Below are 23,390 nucleotides of genomic sequence, written 5' to 3'. Positions count from 1 at the left end.
ACAATCTTCGGTTATCTTCTTTTCTAATTGTTCTAACATTACTTCGGGAGTTTATTTATAATGAGAGAATTACTCAGCCAAAAAGAGCAAAGGCAATTAAAGATTTTAGAATATTTGTTTGAAAATCCTGACTGGATTTACCTAGACGATTTATCTAAGACCATTGGCTACAATGCTCGCATCATCAAGAGTGATATCAAGGATTTACGCGAAGTCTTCCCTGACTTTGATATCAGACATTCAACTGCGGGAATTATGATGGTGAATGTACAAAATAATGGTATTGAGCGAATCTACCAATATTTTTTACATACATCTGATTATTTCCAAATTTTAAAAGCTTTCTTCCTCTTGAACAGCCCCTTTACCTATGAACATCTTGCCGAATCTTTGGATATTTCCCTTCCTTCTTTGCGTAAGAAGGTTGCAGATATCAATAAGATTCTCGATGGAACCTACCGCTTCAAGCTCAAGGTAACCCCTATTTCTATTATTGGTGATGAAAAAGATATTCGATTTTTCTTCTCCCAATATTTCCATGAAGCATATAGCTTTTTAGAATGGCCTTTTACAGAAATCAAAGAAGCAGACATTGATAGCTTTGTTTCCTTCTTTATCAATTTGGCAAAATTTCCTGCAAAATATCAAAATCTTTATCAAATCAGAACTCAGGCTACAGTCGATTTGCACCGAATGAAGAGAGGTTATTTTGTTCGTTTCCCAAAACAAACCACTTCCTGGTTGAGCCCTATCTACGACCAACTCTCTGATTTTCAGTATCAGTTACAAGACTTGGCCCAAGGACTCAATGTTGAAGTCACTCCTGAAAACCTTAATCAGATTTTCAGTCCCTTTGCTGAGCCTGGTCTTTTCTTTACAGTCGAAGATTTCCTAGAGGCTCGTCAGTCTTACGAACAAGTCGATCGTTCCTATCATACTGCGCGAGACATCCTAGACAACTTAACTCGAAGATTTGGTGTTCAATTTTCAAATACGGATACCTTGATTTGGAACCTGCACAACACTGCCTTGCTCGAGCGAAGAGAAATCAACTCCGAATCGATCATTTCACAAAACAAGGATTATACGCTTGGAAAAATTAAAAAATTCTTCCCTAAATTTTATGAAGCAACCGTCTTTGAAATGATGCGATACAAGAACATTATGGGACAAAAGGAGAAAACTCCTGCCCTTTCTCACCTGATCTACACCCTGTTCACTCACGCTGAAGGGCTTACAGATCAATTATTTGAACATAAAAAGAAAGTCAAGGTCTTAGTTCTGAGTGAGTATGACTTTGCCCACCCACAATTCTTGATTTCTCTCTACAAATTCCATACTTCAAATAACATCCAGTATGAAACTTGGGATAAAGAAACCCTTAACATCGAAGAAATCATGGATAGTGACTACGATGCTATTATCACTAATTTTGATATCAAAAGCCTCGAAGATATGCTCGTCATTAATATCAGTCGACTATCTATCCTGCAAGTTGTCAACGAACTCAATAAGATTTCTATGCAAGATTTATAATTTTAAAAACCTCCTAGAAAGAATCTAGGAGGTTTTTGTAAATCTATGTTTTCTCTAAAGAATCATGAGTCAATCACATTATTCAAAATCAACTGTATTATTCTTAATCACAAGCTTGGTATGAGCTGTTATATATTGTCGGTCAAGGGTTGTTGTGACTTCCCCTTCACCATTTATAATATGCCAAGCTCCATCTTTATGAACCACCATAGCAACTTCTTGTTTGTTTTTATCTTCATTCTTAACAGCTAAGGCATAGGCATTATCGACCCCTTCTAGCAAGAGTTCCTTGTTGCTACTGAGTGTCAGTAGATAATAGGCTCCGTCTCGAACACCAATATTGTATTGATTATTAACAAATATGGTTTTGTCGTAGCTAGGTCTTGGTTCAGAAGTTCCTGATCCATTTCCAAGGATATCCTTAAAAGTATCCTTTCGCTTTTCTGCCTCAGCCTGTTCTTGAGATTTGATAAATTCCTGAACTGCAGCAATCTTTTCACTCTCTTGTTTCTTTGAAGCTCTCATTTGATGGATCACTACAGTCCGAATCAAAAACGAACTTGCAAACAAGAGTCCTATGATAGATGAAATTTTCCCCTTTTTCATTTCCGCTCCAATCTCCTTATACTTCACTATTAACTACTTTTCTATAGTATAACAAGATTTTTATTGGTTGACAAGAAATGTTGGAATTCAGTAAGAGGATTTCCTTATTCTACCGTTACAGACTTAGCAAGATTCCGTGGTTTATCCACATCGAGTTCACGGTGGAGGGTTGCAAAGTAAGCGACTAGTTGCGTTGGTACGACCATTGAGATTGGTGAGAGGTAAGGGTGTACGGTCGTAAGAACGATATCGTCTGTATCTTTGGCAACATTTTCTTCTGCGATGGTGAGGACCTTAGCGCCACGCGCTGCCACTTCTTGGATATTCCCACGAGTGTGGTTAGCAAGAACTGGGTCTGACAAGAGGGCTAAAACAGGTATCCCCTCTTCAATCAAGGCAATGGTTCCATGCTTGAGTTCTCCAGCCGCAAAACCTTCACATTGGATGTAAGAAATCTCTTTGAGTTTGAGACTAGCTTCCATGGCTACATAGTAGTCTTGACCACGTCCGATGTAAAAGGCGTTGCGTGTTGTTTCAAGAAGCTCACGAACCTTACTATCAATCAATTCTTTTTCTGAAAGGGTTGATTCGATAGACTGAGCCACGATAGATAACTCGTGAACCAGGTCAAAGGCTTGCGCTTTAGCATTCCCATTTGCTTCACCGACTGCTTTTGCAAGGAAGGCAAGGGCTGCGATTTGCGCAGTATATGCCTTGGTTGATGCTACGGCAATTTCAGGTCCTGCATGAAGAAGCATAGTATGGTTGGCTTCACGAGAAAGAGTGGATCCTGGAACATTTGTAACAGTCAAGCTTGGAATACCCATTTCATTGGCCTTAACCAAAACCTGACGGCTATCAGCTGTTTCACCAGATTGACTGATAAAGATGAAGAGCGGTTTCTGGCTGAGAAGTGGCATCCCATAGCCCCACTCAGATGAAATACCGAGTTCAACTGGCGTATCTGTCAATTCTTCTAGCATCTTCTTAGAAGCAAATCCTGCATGGTAAGAAGTTCCAGCTGCAAGAATGTAGATGCGGTCTGCCTCTTGAACAGCCTTGATGATAGCTGGGTCTACCACTACTTGACCAGCCTCATCAGTATAGGCTTGGATCAACTTACGCATCACCGTTGGTTGCTCATCGATTTCCTTGAGCATGTAGTAAGGGTAAGTTCCCTTACCGATATCTGACAAGTCAAGTTCAGCAGTGTAGCTAGCACGCTCACGACGATTTCCATCATAGTCTTGAACTTCAACGCTATCAGCTTTCACGATGACCAACTCTTGGTCATGGATTTCCATGTATTGGTTAGTCTCACGAATCATGGCCATGGCATCTGAACAGACCATGTTGTAGCCATCTCCAAGACCAATCAAGAGTGGTGATTTGTTCTTGGCTACATAGATGACATCTGGATTTTCAGAGTCGATCAAGGCAAAGGCATAAGAACCACGAATGATGTGAAGAGCTTTTTTGAAGGCTTCAAGTACTGACAAGCCGTCTTCTTCCGCAAATTTCCCAATCAAGTGAACAGCGATTTCTGTATCTGTTTGTCCCTTGAAATGGTGACCTGCAAGGTATTCTTCCTTGATTTCAAGATAGTTTTCGATCACCCCATTGTGGACCAAGACAAAACGTCCTGTCTCAGAGCGATGTGGGTGAGCGTTATCTTCTGTTGGTTTTCCGTGAGTGGCCCAACGAGTATGTCCGATACCAGTTGTTCCCTCAACCCCAGCTGTCTTGGCAGACAATTCTGCGATACGACCAACAGCCTTGACCAAATGGCTTTCAGGACCACCTAGAACAAAAATTCCCGCAGAATCATAACCACGGTATTCGAGCTTTTCAAGCCCTTGAATCAAAATATCAGTTGCATTTGTGTTTCCAACAACACCAACAATTCCACACATAGTATATACGACACAGGCAAGCTGTGCTTTCTCCTTATCGAAATTGGTATAGTCTGATTTTCTGTTTTTAGAATCAGTGAAAACAGTATATACTTGTTTCTTTCACTTGTCAAGAATAAAAATTGGTATAGCTCAATTGTTTTTAAACAGCAAACAAAAAACCATTCAAGAAATAGCTCTTGAACGGCTTAGAAATATAGCTAATCAATTGATATCCATACCCTGTCTAACACTAGATATCATAGTTTATCTTTTCTCACTCCTCGCAGCCAATTATTTATTAGGGTGGATGGGATAGGTGCTTTCAAAAGTATCCACTATCTCTACTAAATGATCATCCAAATAGGCCATAGCTTGATTTCTGATTGGAGCAGGAATTCCATAGTAGGCTTGCGCAAGACCTCCACAGATAGCAGCGATGGTGTCGCTATCTCCTCCGATGGAAATAGCATTTCTGATAGCATCTTCAAAATCTTGTGACTTGAAAAAGGCTTGGAAAGCCTGAGGAACCGAACCTTGACAAGTCACATCAAAGCTATAGTCCTCACGAATTTGGTCCAGGGTAAAGTCCATGGAATAGTAATTTTTATCGATGTAGTCTCTGATTTCATGGCGGCTAGAACCAGTTCTAGCCAAGAAGATAGCTACTGCAACTGCTTCTGCACCTTTTAGTCCCTCAGGATGGTCATGACTCACTTCTGTCACTGCTTGGGACAAAGCCTTTGCCTGCTCTATGCTATCTGCTGCAAAGCCAACAGGGCTAATTCTCATAGCAGAGCCATTCCCATAACTCCCATAGGGTTGAGGATCATCTGAAAAGATCCAGTAGAAAAAATGACCGCCATAGCCACAATTTGGATATTGTCTCCCTATCTCTTGCATGTATTTCACTGCATTTTTCGAGAGTTGACTCCAGTCTTTTCTACTAGCCAATAAGGCTTTAGCAACCGCCAACGTCATGATACTATCGTCCGTCGGACAAGAATCCTGGGTGAACAAATCAAACTCTTTACTCTTATGATTATCCGCCTCGAATCGAGAACCAATAATATCTCCAATAACTGCTCCTAGCATAAGCTACCTCCTAGAAGTTTTTCTCCTGTTCACAGGTAATACTTCATGAATTTCCTTCATTATACCATGTTTACTAATGTTTCGGTATTTCCTATGCAATCTACGGGCAGTTTTGTTTTAGCCCAAGATAAGCATAGGTTCGAGTACGTGGACAATCTTTTTCCATCTTCACCCTAAAATAAAACCGATGCTCCCTACCGTCCTTGGCATTTTCCTTGTTTAAGACAAAGTAGTTCTTTTGGTTGATGGCCATGGTTCGTAGGATGTCGTCAATTAGGAAAGTCAGGGGTACATTCATGGCAGAGTATTTTTGGAAATCTTCTTCAAATCGAATATAGTCATCTGAGAAGTAATCCATCTGCAATTTGTTTTCATATAACTCTTTTCTAGTCATCAACTTCCTCCTGATAAAGTTGAATGGTGAGAATATCATCTACCCTTATTAATCGATAGCCTTCATCCGTTCTAACAGAGATTTCTTGAGGAGATAATTCTCTTACTTCGCCCAATATCGTGCTTTTATGATTTTTCTCCTTGACCATAAAAGAGCCTTTTAGTCGTCCAACGTAGAGCTGGGAAAGCAGCAACAACTTCTCGACAGGATTCAAATCTGTTGATAAATCCACACGATTTTTTTCTGCACTGAGTGAACTGGTATGCTCCGATAGAAAAAAGCCCATCCACTTCTGCATGCCTGGATCCTGATAATCCCTCGCGGATTGGAAGGGCAAATAAGAGCGATCAATCATTTTAGTCCATCTAATCCTCCAGCAGAGTGTCCTCCGATAAGCTTACTTCTGGCAATACTTCTCGACGCATCCTCTAAGGCAGTCGCCTTCAAAAGAGAAGTAAAGCCGAATTGTTCTCGAATGGAATCAATGGCAGTCTGGAGCCTTTCTTCTTTTTCTACTTTATCAACATCATCAAAAAGGGAAATCAAACCAAAGGACTCGTCCACAAATCCTGAATAACTAACGGCAACACTCCTGACGGCCCCAGAAGTGTATTTGCTATGGAATAATTTCAATACATAGCTGACTAAAAGACTCGTGCTGTTGGTCGGTTCAATCTTCATCTGGGTATGGATAGAGCGTTTTTGCTCCTGCTTAGAAAAGCCAAGATGAATAGAGACCACTGTCGTCTTTTTTCCGGCCCTTCGAAGTCTGATAGCCACTTGTTCAGCCATCTCTCGGAGGATAATTTCGATGTCTCGCTGTTTGACATAGTCTCTCGGTAAAATTTGCGAATTGCCTAGACCATGAGATTTTGGCTTATAGGGTTTATGAACATTGCTCTCGTCAATCCCATTGGCATGAAACCATAGGCGAAGTCCAGCTTGACCAAGTTCTTTCTTCAGGACATCAGGATTGCTATTGGCTAATTCTTTAATCGAATAAATCTCTAAGGCATTCAAGCGCTTCTCCATCCGATGCCCAATCCCCCAAAAGTCGGTCATCTTTGGAATGGACCAGGCCTTATCTTCCACATCTTGGTAAGACCAATTGGCTCGCATGGTCGGTGTGTGCTTGGCTTCATTATCCAAGGCCAACTTAGCAAGCAGGGGATTGGCATTCGACATACCGACTGTTGAGTAAATCCCGGTCTGCCGCCAGATATCTCTCTGGATACGAGCCGAAAGCATATCTAGCTTATCTTTTCGAGAAATCTGCTGGTCCGGGACAAAATAATTAAGCGAACTGGTTAGGTCAATAAAGCCTTCATCAATTGAATAAGGATAAATATCATCTGGACTGCCATAGGTCTGAAAGATTCCTTGGATTTCCATATTAACTGCGATATACTTATCCATCCTAGGAGGGACAATCACGGTCACCCGAGCCCAATCTTCGATAAATTTCACATAGGCCGGGTCTGTCCGTAAACCTTGTTTTTTGGCATTATAGTAGGAAAATTTACGCGTCTTGATATCAAAGGGGAGGTCATAGGCACGACCAACATTTGCTTTCCCAAAAACCTTTTTAAACATAGGCGAGGAGGCAAGAATCAGCCCAACAGAATTATCCGCCCGACTCATGACACAAAGGGAGGTTTTGAGAGGATGGAGCCCTCTTTCTACACACTCAACGCTAGCATAAAAGGACTTCATATCGACAAAGGCAATATCACTTTTGGGCTCTCTGGAATAATCAAAGTAGCCCATAGGCTATCCCTCCATCGGTACAAAATTACCTACGATAATTCCCACAATCCGCGGATCTTCTTCGTAAGAAATGTGAATATCCTTATATTTAGGATTAATGGAAACCAAACGCAGACCATCATCTTCTCGATAGACCCGTTTTATATAGGTCTGGTTATTGCAGACCACTGCATAGACAGCTCCGTCATAATCAAATCCAGTCTCTCGAATCAGAGCTACTGAACCATTTTGATACCTGGGTTCCATGGAATCTCCAGAGACCCAGGAAGCAAAATCGTGAGCCAGTTCTTCATTGAAATAAACCGTATCAAAGTTTCGATCATCATAAACCGAAGCACCAATCCCAGCTGACATGCGTTCATAGACATGATACTCGTAGAGTTTTTCTGAAATAGCAGTCACCTTCTTGGCTTGTTCTTCTTGGGCCAAGTTGCGAGCATAAACTACCACCTTTTCTTTTCCTTTATTGGAAAGGCTATTATAAAGACGGACAATTTCGATTTGGGTGAAATAGCCTTTTGGTACTTTTAAAATCTCTTCTAGCTGTTTAACTTTTTCTTTAGAAGGTTCCTTGACTCCACGCTCCCAAGCCGAATAAGCCTGAAAACTAATGCCAAGCTGCTCTGCAATCTCTTTTTGTGTTAGCTTTAACTCTTTTCTCCGAGCTTTGAGTTTTTCTGGTTGGTACATGATTTAGCTCCTAGTTTGATCTTTCATCGTCGGTTGACTCTATTTTTAAAATTCAACCATTTTGGTTTAGTTTTATTATATAAAAAAAGTAGACAAATGTCTACTGGGAATGTTGAGGTTTAAAGCATGCTTCATTAATCTCTACAAAATTACGATACTATCCAATTTTCTTACGATAGTTGCTTACTACAGAAACAATAAGGTAGCTGACAATACCTGATATATGAAGAAAAGTCGAAAGCCAACCTGTAATATTTGGTAGAAGCATAATAATGGATAAAAGAAGTAAAAGAATATAGGAGATTTTGGTTATTACGCTGAAATTCTTCCATATATCAAACATGTTCAGCACTCCACCTGTTACAAAAGCATATCCAACAGCGGAAACACCCGATGCCTGAATATCTCGGTCTTGTGTTAATACATGGAATACAATTGAAGATATCACCATAGAAGTAATAAAAACAAAAAATACATATTTAGATCCTCTCTTCCATTCTAACAGCCCACCAAAAGGAATTAGCATTAAAGCGTTCAAAACTAAGTGAACCCATATAAACCATACTGGCGCTTCCTTACTTCCATGCATAAATGTACCACTAAAATAGTGCCAACAATAAAATGGTTTTGAATGAAATGCAAATAAATCATATATAACATTCCCATAAAAAGTAGCAAGAATTCCAAACAATAAACAGATCCCTAATAAAAAACTGACAATAGGAGCAATTTTCATAATTTTTTTCATATGATGAATACACTTTCAAAGAATTCTAATTTCTGCTGATTATTATTCATCACTATTATACCACTCCATCTATAAATTTTATTTAATGAATAAGATTAAAACTTATAATATTTTTTGATACCTTTCATAAACTTAAAAATGTATTCTAAATCTCAACTATTTTTTCTATGAAAATACATAAATCTAATTTTAAACCCTACTTACTTCATCTTCATAAAACGGTAATGACTCACAAATAAAGAAGAAAACCATCTCAAATTTGATGAGATGGTCAATCATTTAATCTACTTTATAAAAAACTTGTTCTGATCTGGTTGGAGCAGATTGACCAGCAATAAGCCTATTTTTAGTTAAATCAGTATCTAACCCATCCATAATAAGTCCAGCAGGATAAATACTCATTCCATACCCTGAGATACCATCTCTAATGCTGAATTCAATCGTTCCATGGTTCCCTATGCGCACTTTTTCAATATTTCCACTGTTTACTAGTCCATTTTTATCGAATGTAAACTCTTGCCCGAGTCCATTTCTCCAAGTTCCAACTAGAGTAGAGTAATCCCCGTTTAGAATTGCTTGATCATCTATTTTTTGTGATCTAGCATTCGTTTGCTCTTCTTGTGTCGAAAGCTTTTCCTCCGTAGTCATAACACTATCTTGGGTAGTCGTTAAACTAGTGGTTGTTGTACTAGTCGCTGTCGTACTAGTAGTAGAAACCTGTTCCGTTGTGGGAGCATTTACTGCTTCTACATCTTGCTTCTTATGATTAAAGAAGAACATAAAACTTATCAGTACTACCGGGATTAAGGAACATAATAAAATCAACAGCCAGTTAATGCCTTTTCCTATTTTCATTTATAACTCCTTTACATTATTCGTATTTAATTATATCATACTAAACTGATACTAGGAACAGGTTATATAAGACAAAGACTACTAGGGTGAATTTTGCTAAAAATCATCAAAAAACACCCCATGTTGTGAACCATGAAGTATTTCGAAACATTCTGTGTCTATTTCTGAGTACATTATGATCGGATCATAGTCATTCCTATGATTCCAAATTGTTTTATAATACAACATTCAGTCCTCTAATTCCCCAACTATCTATCCAGTCGAAATCATCTCTCTTTAGATACTCCCCATAATATGAACTAAGTAAGTCTTTAGTTTAATTTCAACTAGCATTCTCCAAATCTTCTTTGATAATGTCTATCTACAATTCTTTCATCTGTCACAAGGACTAAGACATAGGCTACTAAGATTTTTTCTAATCGTTCCTTTAAAGCTGAGGGGTTAATTGTTCCCACCTACTAAGCTAGTAAACCAGTCATCATAAAATTGTTTCTGTTCTGCGACACTGACACAGTTTAAGTTTGGTTTATCTTAGTCAAAAATCTCATAAACATTGTTTAAACTGGCTTGTTTTCCCATTTCTAAGAAATAGGCTTTTTCTCCTCCAAAATTCATCTGCATCGGAGAGGGAAATACACACCTGTCAGCTCCATTACATTGTAGAATCCCTCCTTCTTTCTCCAAATCCAGACGATAGTTCATAAGCGCCTCAAAGAAAGAGTCGGCTTCATAGCGTTTAAAACCCGAATCTCTATCAATATCAAGAATACATAATTCTTCACTATCTCTAATAAAAATCTGATAAGTTTCGCATTATTCGAATGATTGTTGGGGAACTTTGTGCCTATTGAACAGTAAAAGCACTTGAATCAATTTCAAGTGTTCTTTATTTGATAATTCTAATTTGCTAATTGTTTATTGTCTTAAGATCTTATAACTCTTTGATTTCTATGGATTTGCAAACTATATTATATCCATCATAACCATCAAGATATAAAGAAAAATGTTTTAATTCTTGACGCTTGTTCATTTCTTCAAAAAGATTCCTGTTGGCTTCCATTAACTGTAGTATAATTGATGAATTAAATATTTCTAAAACTTTATCATAAGCTTCGATTGTGTTTGCCGAAAACAATGCGTTCGTCTTTGAAAAATAGTGGACTTCTTGAAAGATCAATTCAACTTCTGAATAGATATCATCACAGTCATATCCCTTTAAATTGATACAAATAGTTGTACCTGAAAAAGTTATTTTAGGTAACTCAGACAGAAGTGAAGAAAACATTGGAAGAGTATATATAGTTTTATTTTCCATTATTCGTACCCCCTCTAGGTCTTACAGTAGAAATAGTTAGTTTATTACGTAGCAACTTCTCATACATAGTCAAGTTCTGCCCCCAAAAAAGACATCCAAGAGAAAATCCTTAAAGATCCTTAAAGATCCGTAAACATCAATAGTATCGTATTGATTAACGTTTTGAGGCAACTGACTTTGTCAGATTGCAGCCACATTTGTAAGCGACTAAAGTCGCAACAACGGTATCAATTGCACCAATTTAGTAAGAAAATTTAAAAAAGAACACCTTGAAAGGTGCTCTTTGTAAGTATAGTAATTCTTTCGAATTAACGTTTACTAAATTGTGATGCTTTACGAGCTTTCTTAAGACCTGGTTGGAAACACTTTTATTTGAATAAGTTTCAAGATGGGCTTAAAATCAATGTTTTCCAACGCTTTCAGAAAGAACAATTTCATCTAATTTGAATATATTTCAGTTGAATGGTGTGAATTTTACCCTAAAAATACACAAATTGAGCTAGATTTTACCAAAAAGTTCACACCATTTGAATTGTTATTGTTTTGTACATTTGATATACGAAGTGCATTATAAATTATCACAAATATCTCTCAATATGCTCTACGAAGATAAAAGGTTCTATATCTTTAAGAGTGAGACCTTTAGATAGAGTAATGCATTGTTTTGCTGTACCTTTTCCTGGTCGATGGTAAAACGTTCTAATCCCTTGAAGGAATATTCCAAAACGCGAATGACGTTCCGAGGCTGTCATCTCATCTAAACATTTGTCAACAGCTAAGGCGAATACATTTCCATAATACCTATCATCATCAAATCTTGTTCTAGTCATATAATCTTGAATGTCATAGAGCATAGATTTCATATTTCGATAATTGGGTGCTCCCACCAATGCTCGACTAGCTCTATTTATACCATCAACATAACTGTAAGCATCATTTAATTTACCAAAATCCCAAAACCTTTTAGAATCAAAATACTCATACTCCATATCTAGTTGTGATTTTAATATTCTTAAAATGGACAGTGCTGTACTGTCATCTTTATTTTTTATTGCCACATAAGCTTCTTCTACTCCGGTATTATAAAAATCAATGTGCTGATTAATTTCAGAACCTAGAACACCTGTAATATCAAATTCAAGTAAATCATTTTCCAATGTAATCATAATTGCTCCTTCAACTTTCAGTTCAACAATTGTTAAAGTTCATTTACTCATCAACTAATGACAGAACATCAACAATATCACTCTCTTCAAAATAATCTTTTGCTTTTTCAATAATCTGACGATCATTACTCGGCATGTAAACAATTAAATTTTTCATCGCTCTAGTAATTGCAACATAGAATAACCTCTTAGTTCTATTTTGAACGTTCTCATTAGAAGAACCTTTTCCAAACAAGGTATCAAAATTATATTGATTCCATTTCCCATTATCTAATAAAACTAAGACATTCTCATATTCACTGCCTTTGACCTTATGTTGCGTTATAACAGATACATATTCTCTGAGATAATCAATACTATTTACATATTCTTGAAACGGCATTATCTTAAGCCGCGACCATAAATAATGTCCTCTATTTTTAATAAAATTAGTAAATAAGTCATCCTTTGAAATTAGTTCACATTCCTCTGCAAGCTCTATTACTCTTCCAATTGTGATATCATCAGCAGAGATTTCTGTCATAACATTTGATAGACTAATTTTATCTTTGGACGAAGTTATTTTAAACTTAGTAATACGTAAAAATTCATTATGCTTACCTGTTTTATATAGTTTTACTAGCTCATAGACTAAATCCAACCTTTTAAGAATTCTATCCCTATCTGTGCCCGCTTCATATCTACTACTTAATCCATTAAATTTATAAGATAATAGCGATTCTTTATTAATTTTACTCTTACTACTAACTTCTTCAAACGAGCACGTTTTAATTTCATCATAAAAAGCTGATAGTTCTGAAGTGGATTTAATCTCATCGACTATTAAGGGCCCTCCCCTTCTAACAACTATTTGAGCTTCTTCTACTAAATCTTTAAATGATTTTCCATTATCAACTATCTTGTTCTCATTGATTTTTTTCTTTATACCTGTAATTAATTTTACAAATAAATCAGTATTATATAACTCAAATAACTTAGAAAAACCTGCCATTTCTGCATTAAGTTTATGTGTCAGGCGCAATTCTTTTGTTTTTGAGGGTGCATTAAATTCTAACTTTCTATAAAGTTGACTACCTCTAAGAATTTCAAGTTGATTAATATCATTCCCATAGATAAATTTCACTATTCCTGGAATGATACTCCCATTATCCATATTAGGTGCTGTATCATCGCTGGATGGAGTTTGAACCAATCCATCATCTCTAAATTTATTAGCTAAATCAATAACTTTTTTAGGATTGCGACGATTTTGAGCTTTTGCTATCTTTATTAGATTATACGAACTTAAGTCTCCTACTCCTGAGTCATAGATGGCTTGCATAGAATCTCCAAAAAATCCCACAATATTTTTCTTTGTTCTATTCTGTATATATTCCAATAAAATTTTTACAACTAACGGACTAGTATCTTGATATTCATCTACAAAAATATAATCAGCTATATCGATCAAAATGTCGCATAACTTAGGATAAGTAGAAAACATTTTTTCAGCAACTAATAGAATATGGTCATGACTAATTTGAACGCGATTATCAATTATACTCATTGAATAACGCTCATCATAATCTACACGAATGTTTTCAAAATAAGTATCTGTAAGTTGACTTTCACTTGGATAATCAAGAGGTCTAATAAATTCTTTCTGCTCATCATCATTTATTAGATCAATTAAACAGTATTTTATTTCATTTTGAAATTGTCCAATGATACTCCAGATAAATTCATGAATCGTTGATACTTTTAATTTATCATTAGTTATCCGCTCTCTAATTTCGGCAACAGCATTATTAGTATAAGTAATACATACAATGGATTTGTCTGGTTCATCTCTTGAGATTTTTTCAATTATGGAAATTAATGAAAAAGTTTTTCCACTTCCAGCACCACCTTCAAGAATGAAGTTTTTATCTTCTTTAATTGCTTCAAATACCATTTCTACTTCCGGTTCTATTGTCTTCTCAACCATAACAACCCCTCCGAAATGTATTTAGGCACTTTCCAAGTATTTCCATCATCTTCAAAGTATAATAAACTTGACGCTAATGCAGATTTTTTATTCACTTTATCCCTAGCAAATTTATAGAAATCTTCTATTTCACTATCATCGAAGTTTTTTAAAGCTTCAAATTTAATAAGACCATCTTTTTGATTAATAATGAATTGTTTATTTAAACTGATAAAGGCATCCTCAAAACTAGCAGGCTGATAAGTATTTTCATCTTCAGGAATTTGGTAGGCAATACGAATTCTATTATCTGATGTTATTTTTTCTTCAAAACTCTTTTGAGCTACTATTGAAAAAACTTCATCTCCAGAAATATCAAAAAAGCTTTTAATTGAAGCATTTGTCGTAGAAGTAGCCTCTACTGCTGAACAAGAAGTCAAGCGATTATTTCCATTTTTATTCGCTGGGTCAATATCTGTAATTATCAATACTTTTATTCCTAAAAAATTAAATAACTTCCTAAACACTTGTGAATGAGCACCTGTTTCAATGATTGAAATATTTTGAGAAAGCAATGGCATTGTGTTAGAAGTTCGATTTATTGGATTGGATATATCCACCTTTTGCATCATCGTAGGAATTAAAATTCTTTCTGTATCACCCTCAACACAAATGACTTTATCAGCAAAAAATAATTCACTACTATTGAGAGTAAGGTACTGCTTTACAAATTTATATCCTAATTGTTCATCACCATATTCTTCTTTCAATGAATTAAAAGCCTTTGATACTGCTGTGCCGTTATCACGTTTAAAATAAATTAGATCATCAAAGTTACAATCAGAAACTATGTGAGAGGAATGAGTCGTAATTAAAGTTTGAATACCACTAGTAGCTCCGCGTGTTTTTAGTTCATCATCGTGTACTTTTAACAAATCTTTGATATTCTTGATAAAAATATACTGTAATTGTGGATGTGTATGCGATTCTGGCTCTTCAATATAAACTAGGTTAATATCTGCAGGATCTTTTTCTATATCTGCCATTACAGTCTCAATTTCAAAAATAATTCCATATAGATTTAAATACCCCAAGCCATTATATGTTTCCGGCAATAGACTATCATCATGCTTATAGTATAGCGTCGTATTGTTACTTAAAATATCTTTCTCAGACAGTGATGAATGAATTGCCAACTCTGCTTCACTATCATTTCCACCAAATTTTTTTACTCGTTCAAAGACTTGAGTAAATATACCTTCGTTGCTATCATCACCACTATAGGCTTTCGTTAAAGTCTCATCTGCCTTTAAAATTGCAGATTGAAGTAAATTATTTGCATTGGTGTCAATATCTTCACCATTATTTAATTTATAAAATCGATTTGACGTCTTAGACAATGAATGATTATTTTCTTTATTAGAGACTTCTCGACTAGCACTGATCCCTCTTACTTTAATAATTTTATGAACATCTTTCATTTCAAGTAAATTAGATTTTTCTTCTGTTAATTTTTGAGTAGAAGGATTGTATCCCAGCGAGTAAACCTGCATTTCAAAAAATTTACTCATATTTTTCTTCATGAACAACTCAAACTTTGAAAAATCATCTATAAAATCACTAACTTGATAATTTAAGTCACGAAGTTTTTGAATAGGGATTGTATACGTAAATTCAAGTATAATAAAATTATTATCAGGATTTAGATCCATCATAAATGGCTGGATGTTTTGATAAGAATCTTCTTCTGAGTACTGAATCCATATTTGAAGGTTGATTCCTAAAGTAGGTTCTAATTCCGAGTCAGGAATGTCCGAGACCTTTTTTATATTTTCAAAAATTACTTTTCTATGATTTAAATTTATATCTTCCCAGGTTAAACTAGATCTTTTATTAATTACCTTTTCCAATACAGATAAAACTGAGGTTTTTCCGCAATTATTTTTCCCAACAATTAACGACAATTCACTCTTCAATTCTAAAGAAAAATCCTTCAATAGACGATAATTTCGAATATTAATTTTATTAATTCTCATAAATTCTACCTTTTTTCATTTCCAAAAAATCCCCTCAATCGTAGCGTCCTAATTTCTATATTTTTTAAACCTATTGTCAGTATACTTGAAGCATTTTATATCGCCCTTCGTATTCTGATAAATCATTTATAATTGAAAAAATATGATTTGAATGAAAATACTTGTTAAAAAAATAATTTCAGAAATTAGAATTGAGACTATTTTGTTTTAGCATCTAATATTTTATAATAAAAAACTAAACTACTTCTGAATCATAAATGTCCTTTTGCACTTCAAGATACTCTTTTAAGTTAATAATTTTATCTTTATGATTAGTCTTTGTTTTAAATTTTTTATTATACACATAGTTATTGGCTTCAGCAAACTGTTCTGTATAAGTCTTAACCAATAAGAATAATTCATCAAGAGAGGTATCTAATTCTAATTTCTTTAGCATAGATTCATTTTTGTTTAAGAAGTTTAGAAACTTGTCAACATCTTTTTCAGTCAACTCACCTTTTTGAGCTATGATTAAATACTGGGTCAATCTTTTTATTAAAGATTTTGTTAGATTGTTCATTCTAATAGTATGATAACCAAAATAAGCGACACCTCCTACGGCTACAACCCCTGCACCAACTAGACTCATTTTTACAGCTTTGTTCCCAACTAATTTATTTGCAGTATCTTTTGAAAGATCCACAGCTTTGAGATGTTTAATAATTTGTCCCTTATTATTTCTGATAATAGAACCAAACTGTTTGTATATCCCTGACTCTATGCCCTTTTGAATATCATTTGGTATAACTAAATTAATTTTGTTAATAACCATAATAAAAACTTCCTTATAAAAAACTTCTCTTAAATTATATCACCAACAATAGATATTTAACACTAAAATAATATTTTAATTTAATAAATATAAAATAAATATTTATTGATCAACCGAGATGATAGAATTCGATATGATACATATTTATATTTTCTGATTCTGTTTTATTCTACCTAAACAACGATAATATACTCTTTAATCAAAAAAGGTCAAGATTTAACTTGACCTCTTTTTATATTTTTAGATACGAAAGTTCTTTGTACAATTTCGTAAGTTTTAATTTCAATCAACTACTACTCAAAATATTTATCTACTAATTCTTGGATACGTCCTTCTTTAGCAGCAGGAATGGTATTTTCTAGAACAAAGTTCTTTCTACTGATATTTTAGGAGAGATTTCCAAAGATAAAATTAGTGGAAATATTATAGATAAATGGTGAAGGCACAAATCCATAAACTTGATTTTCTAGGATATGTTTTAAATGTTCTTCAAAATTTGGATAGGAGGTTAGTTGAGTAGTCATTCATCAAATTGACCAGTGTCTGAAGCAGAGTTCCATGCACCTCTACTAGGTAAGTGCGCATACTCGAGATGTCGTGCTAGCAAACTTCTATATTATAGAACGAAAGTGATAGAAACAACATTTAAATAATACTTTGGAACGAAAGCATATACTGTCTTATTCTAAATAGCCTAATAAAAATGAGTAAAACTGTTTGAAAGTTATTTCACAGTTTCTTATACAACTTACTACCAATTCTCCCACTGGGTTTCAATCTTGACATCTCCATAGTTGCTTGGCAAGTACTTGCTGTCATAAATAGAACACCAATCTTTCAAGACTTTTTGGTTGACAATTTCGTCGTAGTAAGAATCCAAGTCCTTAGCAGTGATACCGTACTTTTCTAAGTAAGATTTCACTTGCGTCTCGTCTTCAATATATGTTTTCGAACTATTTTCATAAATCATAATTTTTTTAACTAGTACTTTTTTCTTAAATCCGTAATGAATGACAAAGTTAATTTTTTCTCCTGAGTTAGCATATCTTTCAAACCAAATATTCATACCTTTACTACTACCATCAAAATTAAATCGTAGTTCTAAGTTCTTCGCATCGCTTCCAAGAGAGGAATCATCGTATGTTATTATTGATTCATACTTATCCGTTTCATTCATATTCGAATCATAAAGCTTTCGATTTTTTACTGTCACATTTTTTAATTCATTGAAATTATAATAGCCCAAATAATTTTTTGCCGTCTCTTGGTAAATTTCATCAAAAATGTTTTTAGGTTGACGCACAAAAAAGTAAAAACAGGACAATACAATTAGTACGGCTACCGCTACTAAACCTAGGATCTTCTTCATATTGTCACCAATTCTCCCACTGGGTTTCGACTTTCACCTCACCATAATTTGTTGGCGAGTACTTGCTGTCATAAATCGAGCACCAATCTTTCAGGACTTTCTGATTTACGATTTCGTCGTAGTAAGAATCCAAATCCTTGGCAGTGATACCATACTGCTCTAGGTAGGATTTCACTTGGGCCTCATCTTCGATATAAGTTTCCGTATCTGCTTTCTTCAAACCTATTTTGACAAATTTTTTCAAAACACGATCCTTACGAATATATTTATTCCATAAGCGAACTCTAACGTTTGGCCCGATTCGCTTTTCAAATGAGATTGAACTTAACTGTGTTTTTGTAGCAAAATTAAAACTAATTTCTACTTCAAAATACTCTTCTGGGGTATGGTCTTTATTATAAGTTCCAAACGGATAATATTTAGAATACTCTCCATCACTTGGCCAACCTGGACTAATTTCAAAGCCATCTATATGCCTTAAAATATTATTTGTTCGATAGGTTTTCTCAGTTTCTTGGTAAATCTCATCAAAAATGTTTTTAGGTTGACGGATAAAAAAGTAGAAACAGGATAATACAATTAGTACGACTACCGCTACTAAACTGAATATTTTTTTCATCATCATCCTCCTAATCTGCCACAGCCTCTAAACGATTTAAAAATGTGGATACTTCTGGGTATTTTTCCTCAATATACTCTTTAATAGATGCCTCACCCTTTCTCAGTATATACCCAGGCGCTACCCCTGCATAGATTGTGCCTTTGACCTCTTTCCAATCCTTATTTTTCAAAAATTCTTTCTCTCTCTGAGAGGAGTCTTTTTGAAGGTCAGCATAGTAAGAAGATATAGCTTGATCATAGGATTGCCCCTTCTGTATCCGACCGATAAGGTTGACCGAGTCTAGGTCTGCCTTGTAGTCATCTTCGCCGATGCTTGGCTTCATATCATTAGCGTTAAAGGTCGTGTCTCCCTCCCATCCCGAAAGATCCTTGACATGCTCTCTACCGCCATAGATATCAGATAACTGGAAACTGCTAGGATTTAGATGAGTAGCCATAGTAATGGATTGATGGGTAAAGTCTGCATGGCCAGCTCCATTGTTAGAGTAGGCCTTTAACTTACTGTCCCAAAATTGGTCAAAGCTACCTGAAGTACCATAAACTTTTTCGTATTTAAACTTGGCATTATTATAATCAATTTCGTTTTCTTTTATTTTTTCTATATTATCAATTTTCCCACCCGCCATCTCATGTTGCAATCTAAGGTTATAATACAGTTCTTTGGCCTTTTCTTCTTTCAATCCCAATTCTTTAAAAATTTCAAAAAGTGGTTTTTCTACTCTCATTTTTTCAACTGTAGATGGACTACTAACAACCTCATCATAAAAATAATTTTTTAAATAGCCTGCAGTCTCATCCCACTTTGATTCGTTGTAAGACGCTGCACCGACGACTCGCAAAAAGATATAGTCACGGAACTCTTGACTAGAGGTTGGGAACTTCTTGTCTATCCCTTGCTTGATAGTCAGGAGCTGCTTGGCTGTCTCTGCATCAAAGCCGTATTCTGCCATCATGGTCTGGACAAAGGCCTTCTCTTGACGACTGAGTTTCATATCCTTTGTGTCAGAATATGCAGTCAGGTAGTTGGCCCAAGTCAGGTCAGATGGGACTTTAAAGACCCCTGTTTTTGCATCCCAGCTCGTTTCAATCTGAGCTAGTCCACGACTCAACTGCACATCGATACTGTCTAGTTCATCGAAAAACCCTCCTGAGTAGCTATCATAGGCACGCAGGTCTTTCAAAATCGTTTCATAGACACGTTTATTCGCATGATGCCCTCGCATGAGTTCAACATTACTGCGTCTCAATCTTCCCTTTTCTTCACTATCCATGGTCAAGCTAGAAAGAGATTGGTTGACTTCATCTAGATAAGCAATCATTTGCTCTTCCTGGCGGATCTTATCAAGCAGATCATCCTCCCGCCAACTCTTGCTGTCGACCATCGTTTGGTAGTCTTCTGGCAATTTCTTGATAGCTTGAGAGAAGGTTTCCGCATAGAGTTGTCCCCCTTTACTCAAGGGCAGTAGGACACTTGCAAAAAAACTTCTAGCCGAATCATAAGCGTCGCCCTTTAGACTCTCTGTATCCTCTGAAAACTTTTGAATGGCTGATTGCAAGTCTTGATAAGCCTCCGCCTGAGATTGGCACATGGTCGCTACACTCGAACTTTGTAGTTGTGATTGTTCTAGGTACATATCAATGCCCATGTTGTTTCTCCTCCTCTCTTTCTAGTTCTTTTCGTCTTTCATAGTAAACCGCATCCAAGTCTCCCTCTAACCGGAACTTTTCTTTTTTCAAATCATCCATGCGGTAGCTGAGGTCCTCAAGGATTTGGTTTTTGAGTTGGTTTCTTTGCAAGAGCGCTTCTTCCAACTGTCCTGCGTATCGGCTCTGATAGGCAGTCTCCCACAAATCACTTTGATAACGGTGGCTAGCTCTATCATATCCTTCAAAGGTTTCTATTAGTTCTTTGGTGCGGTAGTTCTCTTTCCCATTGTCTTCTAGCTGGTACAAGAGTTCTCGCTCTCTGTTCTTCAACTCATCCAACTTGCTCATGCATGACTCCTAAAACTATTGGCACCCGCTTCATCTAGCGCCTCAAAATCGCTCGCTACAGAGTGCAGTCGTTCTGAAGTTAGCGTGACAGCAGTTGTAATCTGACTAGCTAGATTTTGAGCCTTTGTCAGACATTGATGGGCCTTGTTATTCCCTTGAAGGGTCGTTAGGTCATCTTGACTAGCCGCAGCGATCGCTGTTAACGATTGACAAGCATTTTTAAGCTGAGTCGCATAGGTTTGCGCAATATTTAGATCACTTTTTACTGTTGACATGACTGTTTTATCCTTTTTCTCAATCCCTTGTGATACTTTTACTCCATTAAGCTATATAGGCCTATTATACCATGTTTTATAGAGGGGTTACCATTTTAATGTAGTTTTTGTATAAAGAAAAAACTGCAACTAGTAAGTTGCAGTTACACACAGATTTACTTTTGTTACAAAGTTTTTACACTTTTACCAACAAGCTTACACACTCGACATGGCCTGACCTTGGAGGTATCGTCTTTTGACTTTCCACTTGAACAGAGGTGATATCATCAAATTTTATATTGTAACTCATGATACCTCCCTACTGCAAACCAGGAAACATGTTTTGACCCAAGACACTATCAGTTCGGTACATCTCTTTCCCTGTAGCCGTCATCAAAGCGAGATCCGCTCCCAATAGAGCCGTGTAAGACTTCACCAGCTGGTAGAGTTCGTTGAATTGCTCCTGGTACAAATCTAATCCTTCTCCATTATACCATAAAAAGAGAGCGTTTCCGCTCCCTTTTTTACTCTGGCAATTCTACCTTCAAGCTCATATCCGTTGGTTGCAATACCTTCTGAACTGCTGCGAGAAAAGCTAGTCCATTATCAGATGGAGAATATTGGAAAGTAATTTGGATGACTTTTTTGTCAAAGCTATCGCCATATCGATCCACATATTGCTTGCTTTCGAGGAAGTGAATGTAATTGTTAATTTTTTCCTGCAAAATTTCCAAATGAACCGCTTCTATCTCTTCCTCCCAACCAATTGGATCCACAAGGAGTAACTCTAAATGACTATCTACAACACCAATAGCGTCAAGTTCGCTAGGTTTCAATTTTGAAACGATGGCTTGGGTGACAATTTGAGTAAACTCTTCAGAAGAAAATATTTTTTGGCTATCAGATAAATCATTAAAAATTAGATCAGGATTATTTCGTATAAAAATTTTGTCTGACTCTTCTTGTGTATACTGTTTTTTAGATTTCCAAAAACCATACTGCGCATAATTCATCAACTCTTTGCCAGTATGTTCTCCCGAAATATAGCTATCGGCAGCTTCTTTTGGGATTTCTTGAACCACTTCTGGGTAGGTAATATTAAAAGTTGGATAACGTAAAAAATACTTGTCACCATCTTGACAGATTTCCAACATATCTTTTTGACTTACATAAATTGATTCCATTCTTATCTCCTTTGTTGCTTACCAAATGTCTACTAATGTTAACTTATCTTTTGGAACTGGGTCGATTACTGCTTCAGGAACTCCTCCAGGGTATGTTTTTCCTCCTGGTCGCCACTGTGGATTGGCACGTGATCCTCCCTCATTTCCATCAGGAATTCTGTAATTATGTACTTCCTGCGGAAGTACCATTTTAGGAGAGTCTCCTAGACTTCCCTCATCAAACCCCAATAAAGCCTCTAACTTCCTTGGATTTCCATCCGCCTCTTTAATCATAGCCTTTGCTACATCTTTTGGAAAAACAAAAGCCCCATCTTCTCGACCAAAATTACCAAATTTCTGAATGAAATAATCATCTTTCACAAAGGCTGCAACTCCATCATCAAATAATTCCTTGTGAGCCTGTCTGTATTCTTTAGATAAATATTTCCGAGGGTTAGGTCTAAATACGCCATCATCAGGATTAGGACTTATTCTAAGAATCTCATCTACTTTATTTTTATCAATTTCAATTTTTGGAAATTCATTTAGATATTCATTCCATTCAGGAGAGAACTGAGTTTTCACCTTATTGAGACTAAACTTGTTAGCTACTGAAGAGGCTGTATACCCTCCTATCAGGTTCCCTAAAAAGTTTGCGGTTTGGGCGTCTTCTTCGCTTCCACCCGCAAGCTTGGTCACATGGTAAGCAGCCTGACCCGTTGTATAAGCGCCTGCTTCCCCTATCGCAAACTCTGTCAAACCTTGCACAACACTCTGGGTCTTCCCTATGGGAATCATGATAGCACTCGCTATCACAAAGGCACCACCAACATCATGATACAGCTTGTCATTGCCCATGAATACAGTATCTCTGATAGGGTTTCTTGCCTTGGTCTGGATATCCCCTGCATTCCCAAGTGCGATATTATGAACCCCTTCTTCTGCATTAGATAACCCATAGACACTCGTCCCAAATCCCACGACACCGCCTGCAACAACTAAAGGAGTCGCAGCACCCATAGTTGATACAATCACTACAATACCAATCACTGCCGTGAACACGCCAACACCCAAGTCTATCCAACCCTTCTTAGCGCGGTCCTCGGCAGCCAAGGCCTCAAAACGTGCCTTA

Annotated in this window: 22 protein-coding genes and 2 pseudogenes; 1 reads left to right on the top strand and 23 read right to left on the bottom strand. The window is 36.3% G+C overall.

The genetic code is table 11. The annotated features are described in order from the left end of the window. The first annotated feature begins 60 nt into the window (after window positions 1-60). Window positions 61-1,536, top strand: coding sequence for an AcpB/EbpR/MafR family transcriptional regulator (locus HMPREF9423_RS11420; RefSeq protein ID WP_006149518.1), 1,476 nt, complete (start codon window positions 61-63; stop codon window positions 1,534-1,536). Between the two features lie 78 nt (window positions 1,537-1,614). Here HMPREF9423_RS11420 and HMPREF9423_RS11415 read toward each other — a convergent pair whose 3' ends face one another. The 23 genes and pseudogenes from HMPREF9423_RS11415 to HMPREF9423_RS12170 form a co-directional block, all read right to left on the bottom strand. Next, window positions 1,615-2,142 carry a hypothetical protein gene (locus HMPREF9423_RS11415; RefSeq protein WP_006155553.1) on the bottom strand — a complete coding sequence of 176 codons (528 nt, stop codon included), beginning with the start codon at window positions 2,140-2,142 and terminating at the stop codon, window positions 1,615-1,617. A 104-nt stretch (window positions 2,143-2,246) separates the two neighbouring features. Continuing rightward, the gene (gene glmS / locus HMPREF9423_RS11410) at window positions 2,247-4,055 is read right to left on the bottom strand and encodes a glutamine--fructose-6-phosphate transaminase (isomerizing) (protein WP_006149515.1); all 1,809 of its coding nucleotides are present in this window, start codon (window positions 4,053-4,055) and stop codon (window positions 2,247-2,249) included. A 273-nt stretch (window positions 4,056-4,328) separates the two neighbouring features. Continuing rightward, window positions 4,329-5,129, bottom strand: coding sequence for an ADP-ribosylglycohydrolase family protein (locus HMPREF9423_RS11405; protein WP_006149514.1), 801 nt, complete (start codon window positions 5,127-5,129; stop codon window positions 4,329-4,331). 100 nt (window positions 5,130-5,229) lie between these two features. Next, window positions 5,230-5,523, bottom strand: a complete 294-nt coding sequence (locus tag HMPREF9423_RS11400; protein ID WP_006149513.1) for a DUF5960 family protein — start codon at window positions 5,521-5,523, stop codon at window positions 5,230-5,232. Then, complete coding sequence (locus HMPREF9423_RS11395) at window positions 5,516-5,878, bottom strand: hypothetical protein (protein WP_006149512.1); 363 nt, start codon at window positions 5,876-5,878, stop codon at window positions 5,516-5,518. The genes HMPREF9423_RS11400 and HMPREF9423_RS11395 overlap by 8 nt, the downstream gene beginning before the upstream one ends. Beyond that, window positions 5,875-7,290 (bottom strand): Y-family DNA polymerase, encoded by a 1,416-nt coding sequence (locus HMPREF9423_RS11390; protein WP_006149510.1) that lies wholly within the window; start codon window positions 7,288-7,290, stop codon window positions 5,875-5,877. The genes HMPREF9423_RS11395 and HMPREF9423_RS11390 overlap by 4 nt, the downstream gene beginning before the upstream one ends. Before the next feature lie 3 nt (window positions 7,291-7,293). Beyond that, window positions 7,294-7,980, bottom strand: coding sequence for an XRE family transcriptional regulator (locus tag HMPREF9423_RS11385; protein WP_006149509.1), 687 nt, complete (start codon window positions 7,978-7,980; stop codon window positions 7,294-7,296). Window positions 7,981-8,137: 157 nt separating this feature from the next. Continuing rightward, window positions 8,138-8,728, bottom strand: coding sequence for a rhomboid family intramembrane serine protease (locus tag HMPREF9423_RS11380; RefSeq protein WP_006149508.1), 591 nt, complete (start codon window positions 8,726-8,728; stop codon window positions 8,138-8,140). Between the two features lie 279 nt (window positions 8,729-9,007). Continuing rightward, window positions 9,008-9,583: a DUF6287 domain-containing protein gene (locus tag HMPREF9423_RS11375; protein WP_006149507.1), complete on the bottom strand. Its 576-nt coding sequence runs from the start codon at window positions 9,581-9,583 to the stop codon at window positions 9,008-9,010. 531 nt (window positions 9,584-10,114) lie between these two features. Continuing rightward, on the bottom strand, window positions 10,115-10,285 hold the full coding sequence (locus HMPREF9423_RS12470; RefSeq protein WP_006149506.1) for a hypothetical protein: 171 nt from the start codon (window positions 10,283-10,285) through the stop codon (window positions 10,115-10,117). Between the two features lie 229 nt (window positions 10,286-10,514). Further along, on the bottom strand, window positions 10,515-10,898 hold the full coding sequence (locus HMPREF9423_RS11370; protein ID WP_006149505.1) for a hypothetical protein: 384 nt from the start codon (window positions 10,896-10,898) through the stop codon (window positions 10,515-10,517). Between the two features lie 578 nt (window positions 10,899-11,476). Further along, the gene (locus HMPREF9423_RS11365) at window positions 11,477-12,064 is read right to left on the bottom strand and encodes a hypothetical protein (protein WP_006149504.1); all 588 of its coding nucleotides are present in this window, start codon (window positions 12,062-12,064) and stop codon (window positions 11,477-11,479) included. A 43-nt stretch (window positions 12,065-12,107) separates the two neighbouring features. Further along, the gene (locus tag HMPREF9423_RS11360) at window positions 12,108-14,030 is read right to left on the bottom strand and encodes a UvrD-helicase domain-containing protein (protein ID WP_006149503.1); all 1,923 of its coding nucleotides are present in this window, start codon (window positions 14,028-14,030) and stop codon (window positions 12,108-12,110) included. Further along, the gene (locus HMPREF9423_RS11355; RefSeq protein ID WP_006149501.1) at window positions 14,012-16,045 is read right to left on the bottom strand and encodes an ATP-dependent nuclease; all 2,034 of its coding nucleotides are present in this window, start codon (window positions 16,043-16,045) and stop codon (window positions 14,012-14,014) included. Before HMPREF9423_RS11355 ends, HMPREF9423_RS11360 begins: the two co-directional genes overlap by 19 nt. Before the next feature lie 235 nt (window positions 16,046-16,280). Then, complete coding sequence (locus HMPREF9423_RS11350; RefSeq protein ID WP_006149496.1) at window positions 16,281-16,856, bottom strand: hypothetical protein; 576 nt, start codon at window positions 16,854-16,856, stop codon at window positions 16,281-16,283. 293 nt (window positions 16,857-17,149) lie between these two features. Beyond that, window positions 17,150-17,347: pseudogene (locus HMPREF9423_RS12720) on the bottom strand (hypothetical protein); the annotation flags it as partial. 260 nt (window positions 17,348-17,607) lie between these two features. Then, entirely contained in the window at window positions 17,608-18,225 is a 618-nt protein-coding gene (locus HMPREF9423_RS11345) for a TipC family immunity protein (RefSeq protein WP_006149494.1), read from the bottom strand. 4 nt (window positions 18,226-18,229) lie between these two features. Continuing rightward, window positions 18,230-18,844: a TipC family immunity protein gene (locus HMPREF9423_RS11340; protein ID WP_025170227.1), complete on the bottom strand. Its 615-nt coding sequence runs from the start codon at window positions 18,842-18,844 to the stop codon at window positions 18,230-18,232. 10 nt (window positions 18,845-18,854) lie between these two features. Then, window positions 18,855-20,492: a T7SS effector LXG polymorphic toxin gene (locus HMPREF9423_RS11335; RefSeq protein WP_006149491.1), complete on the bottom strand. Its 1,638-nt coding sequence runs from the start codon at window positions 20,490-20,492 to the stop codon at window positions 18,855-18,857. Continuing rightward, on the bottom strand, window positions 20,482-20,841 hold the full coding sequence (locus HMPREF9423_RS11330; RefSeq protein ID WP_006149489.1) for a DUF3958 family protein: 360 nt from the start codon (window positions 20,839-20,841) through the stop codon (window positions 20,482-20,484). The genes HMPREF9423_RS11335 and HMPREF9423_RS11330 overlap by 11 nt, the downstream gene beginning before the upstream one ends. After that, the gene (locus tag HMPREF9423_RS11325; RefSeq protein ID WP_006149487.1) at window positions 20,838-21,116 is read right to left on the bottom strand and encodes a TIGR04197 family type VII secretion effector; all 279 of its coding nucleotides are present in this window, start codon (window positions 21,114-21,116) and stop codon (window positions 20,838-20,840) included. Before HMPREF9423_RS11325 ends, HMPREF9423_RS11330 begins: the two co-directional genes overlap by 4 nt. Window positions 21,117-21,619: 503 nt before the next feature. Further along, the gene (locus HMPREF9423_RS11320) at window positions 21,620-22,279 is read right to left on the bottom strand and encodes a DUF6572 domain-containing protein (RefSeq protein WP_006149485.1); all 660 of its coding nucleotides are present in this window, start codon (window positions 22,277-22,279) and stop codon (window positions 21,620-21,622) included. Window positions 22,280-22,297: 18 nt separating this feature from the next. After that, a pseudogene (locus HMPREF9423_RS12170) lies at window positions 22,298-23,390 on the bottom strand (T7SS effector LXG polymorphic toxin); the annotation flags it as partial.

It is taken from the genome of Streptococcus infantis ATCC 700779 (assembly GCF_000187465.1).
In the GTDB taxonomy this organism is placed as follows: Bacteria; Bacillota; Bacilli; order Lactobacillales; family Streptococcaceae; genus Streptococcus; species Streptococcus infantis.
Note: the sequence above shows the minus strand (reverse complement) of the source record. Positions and strands in the feature narration are given on the sequence as shown.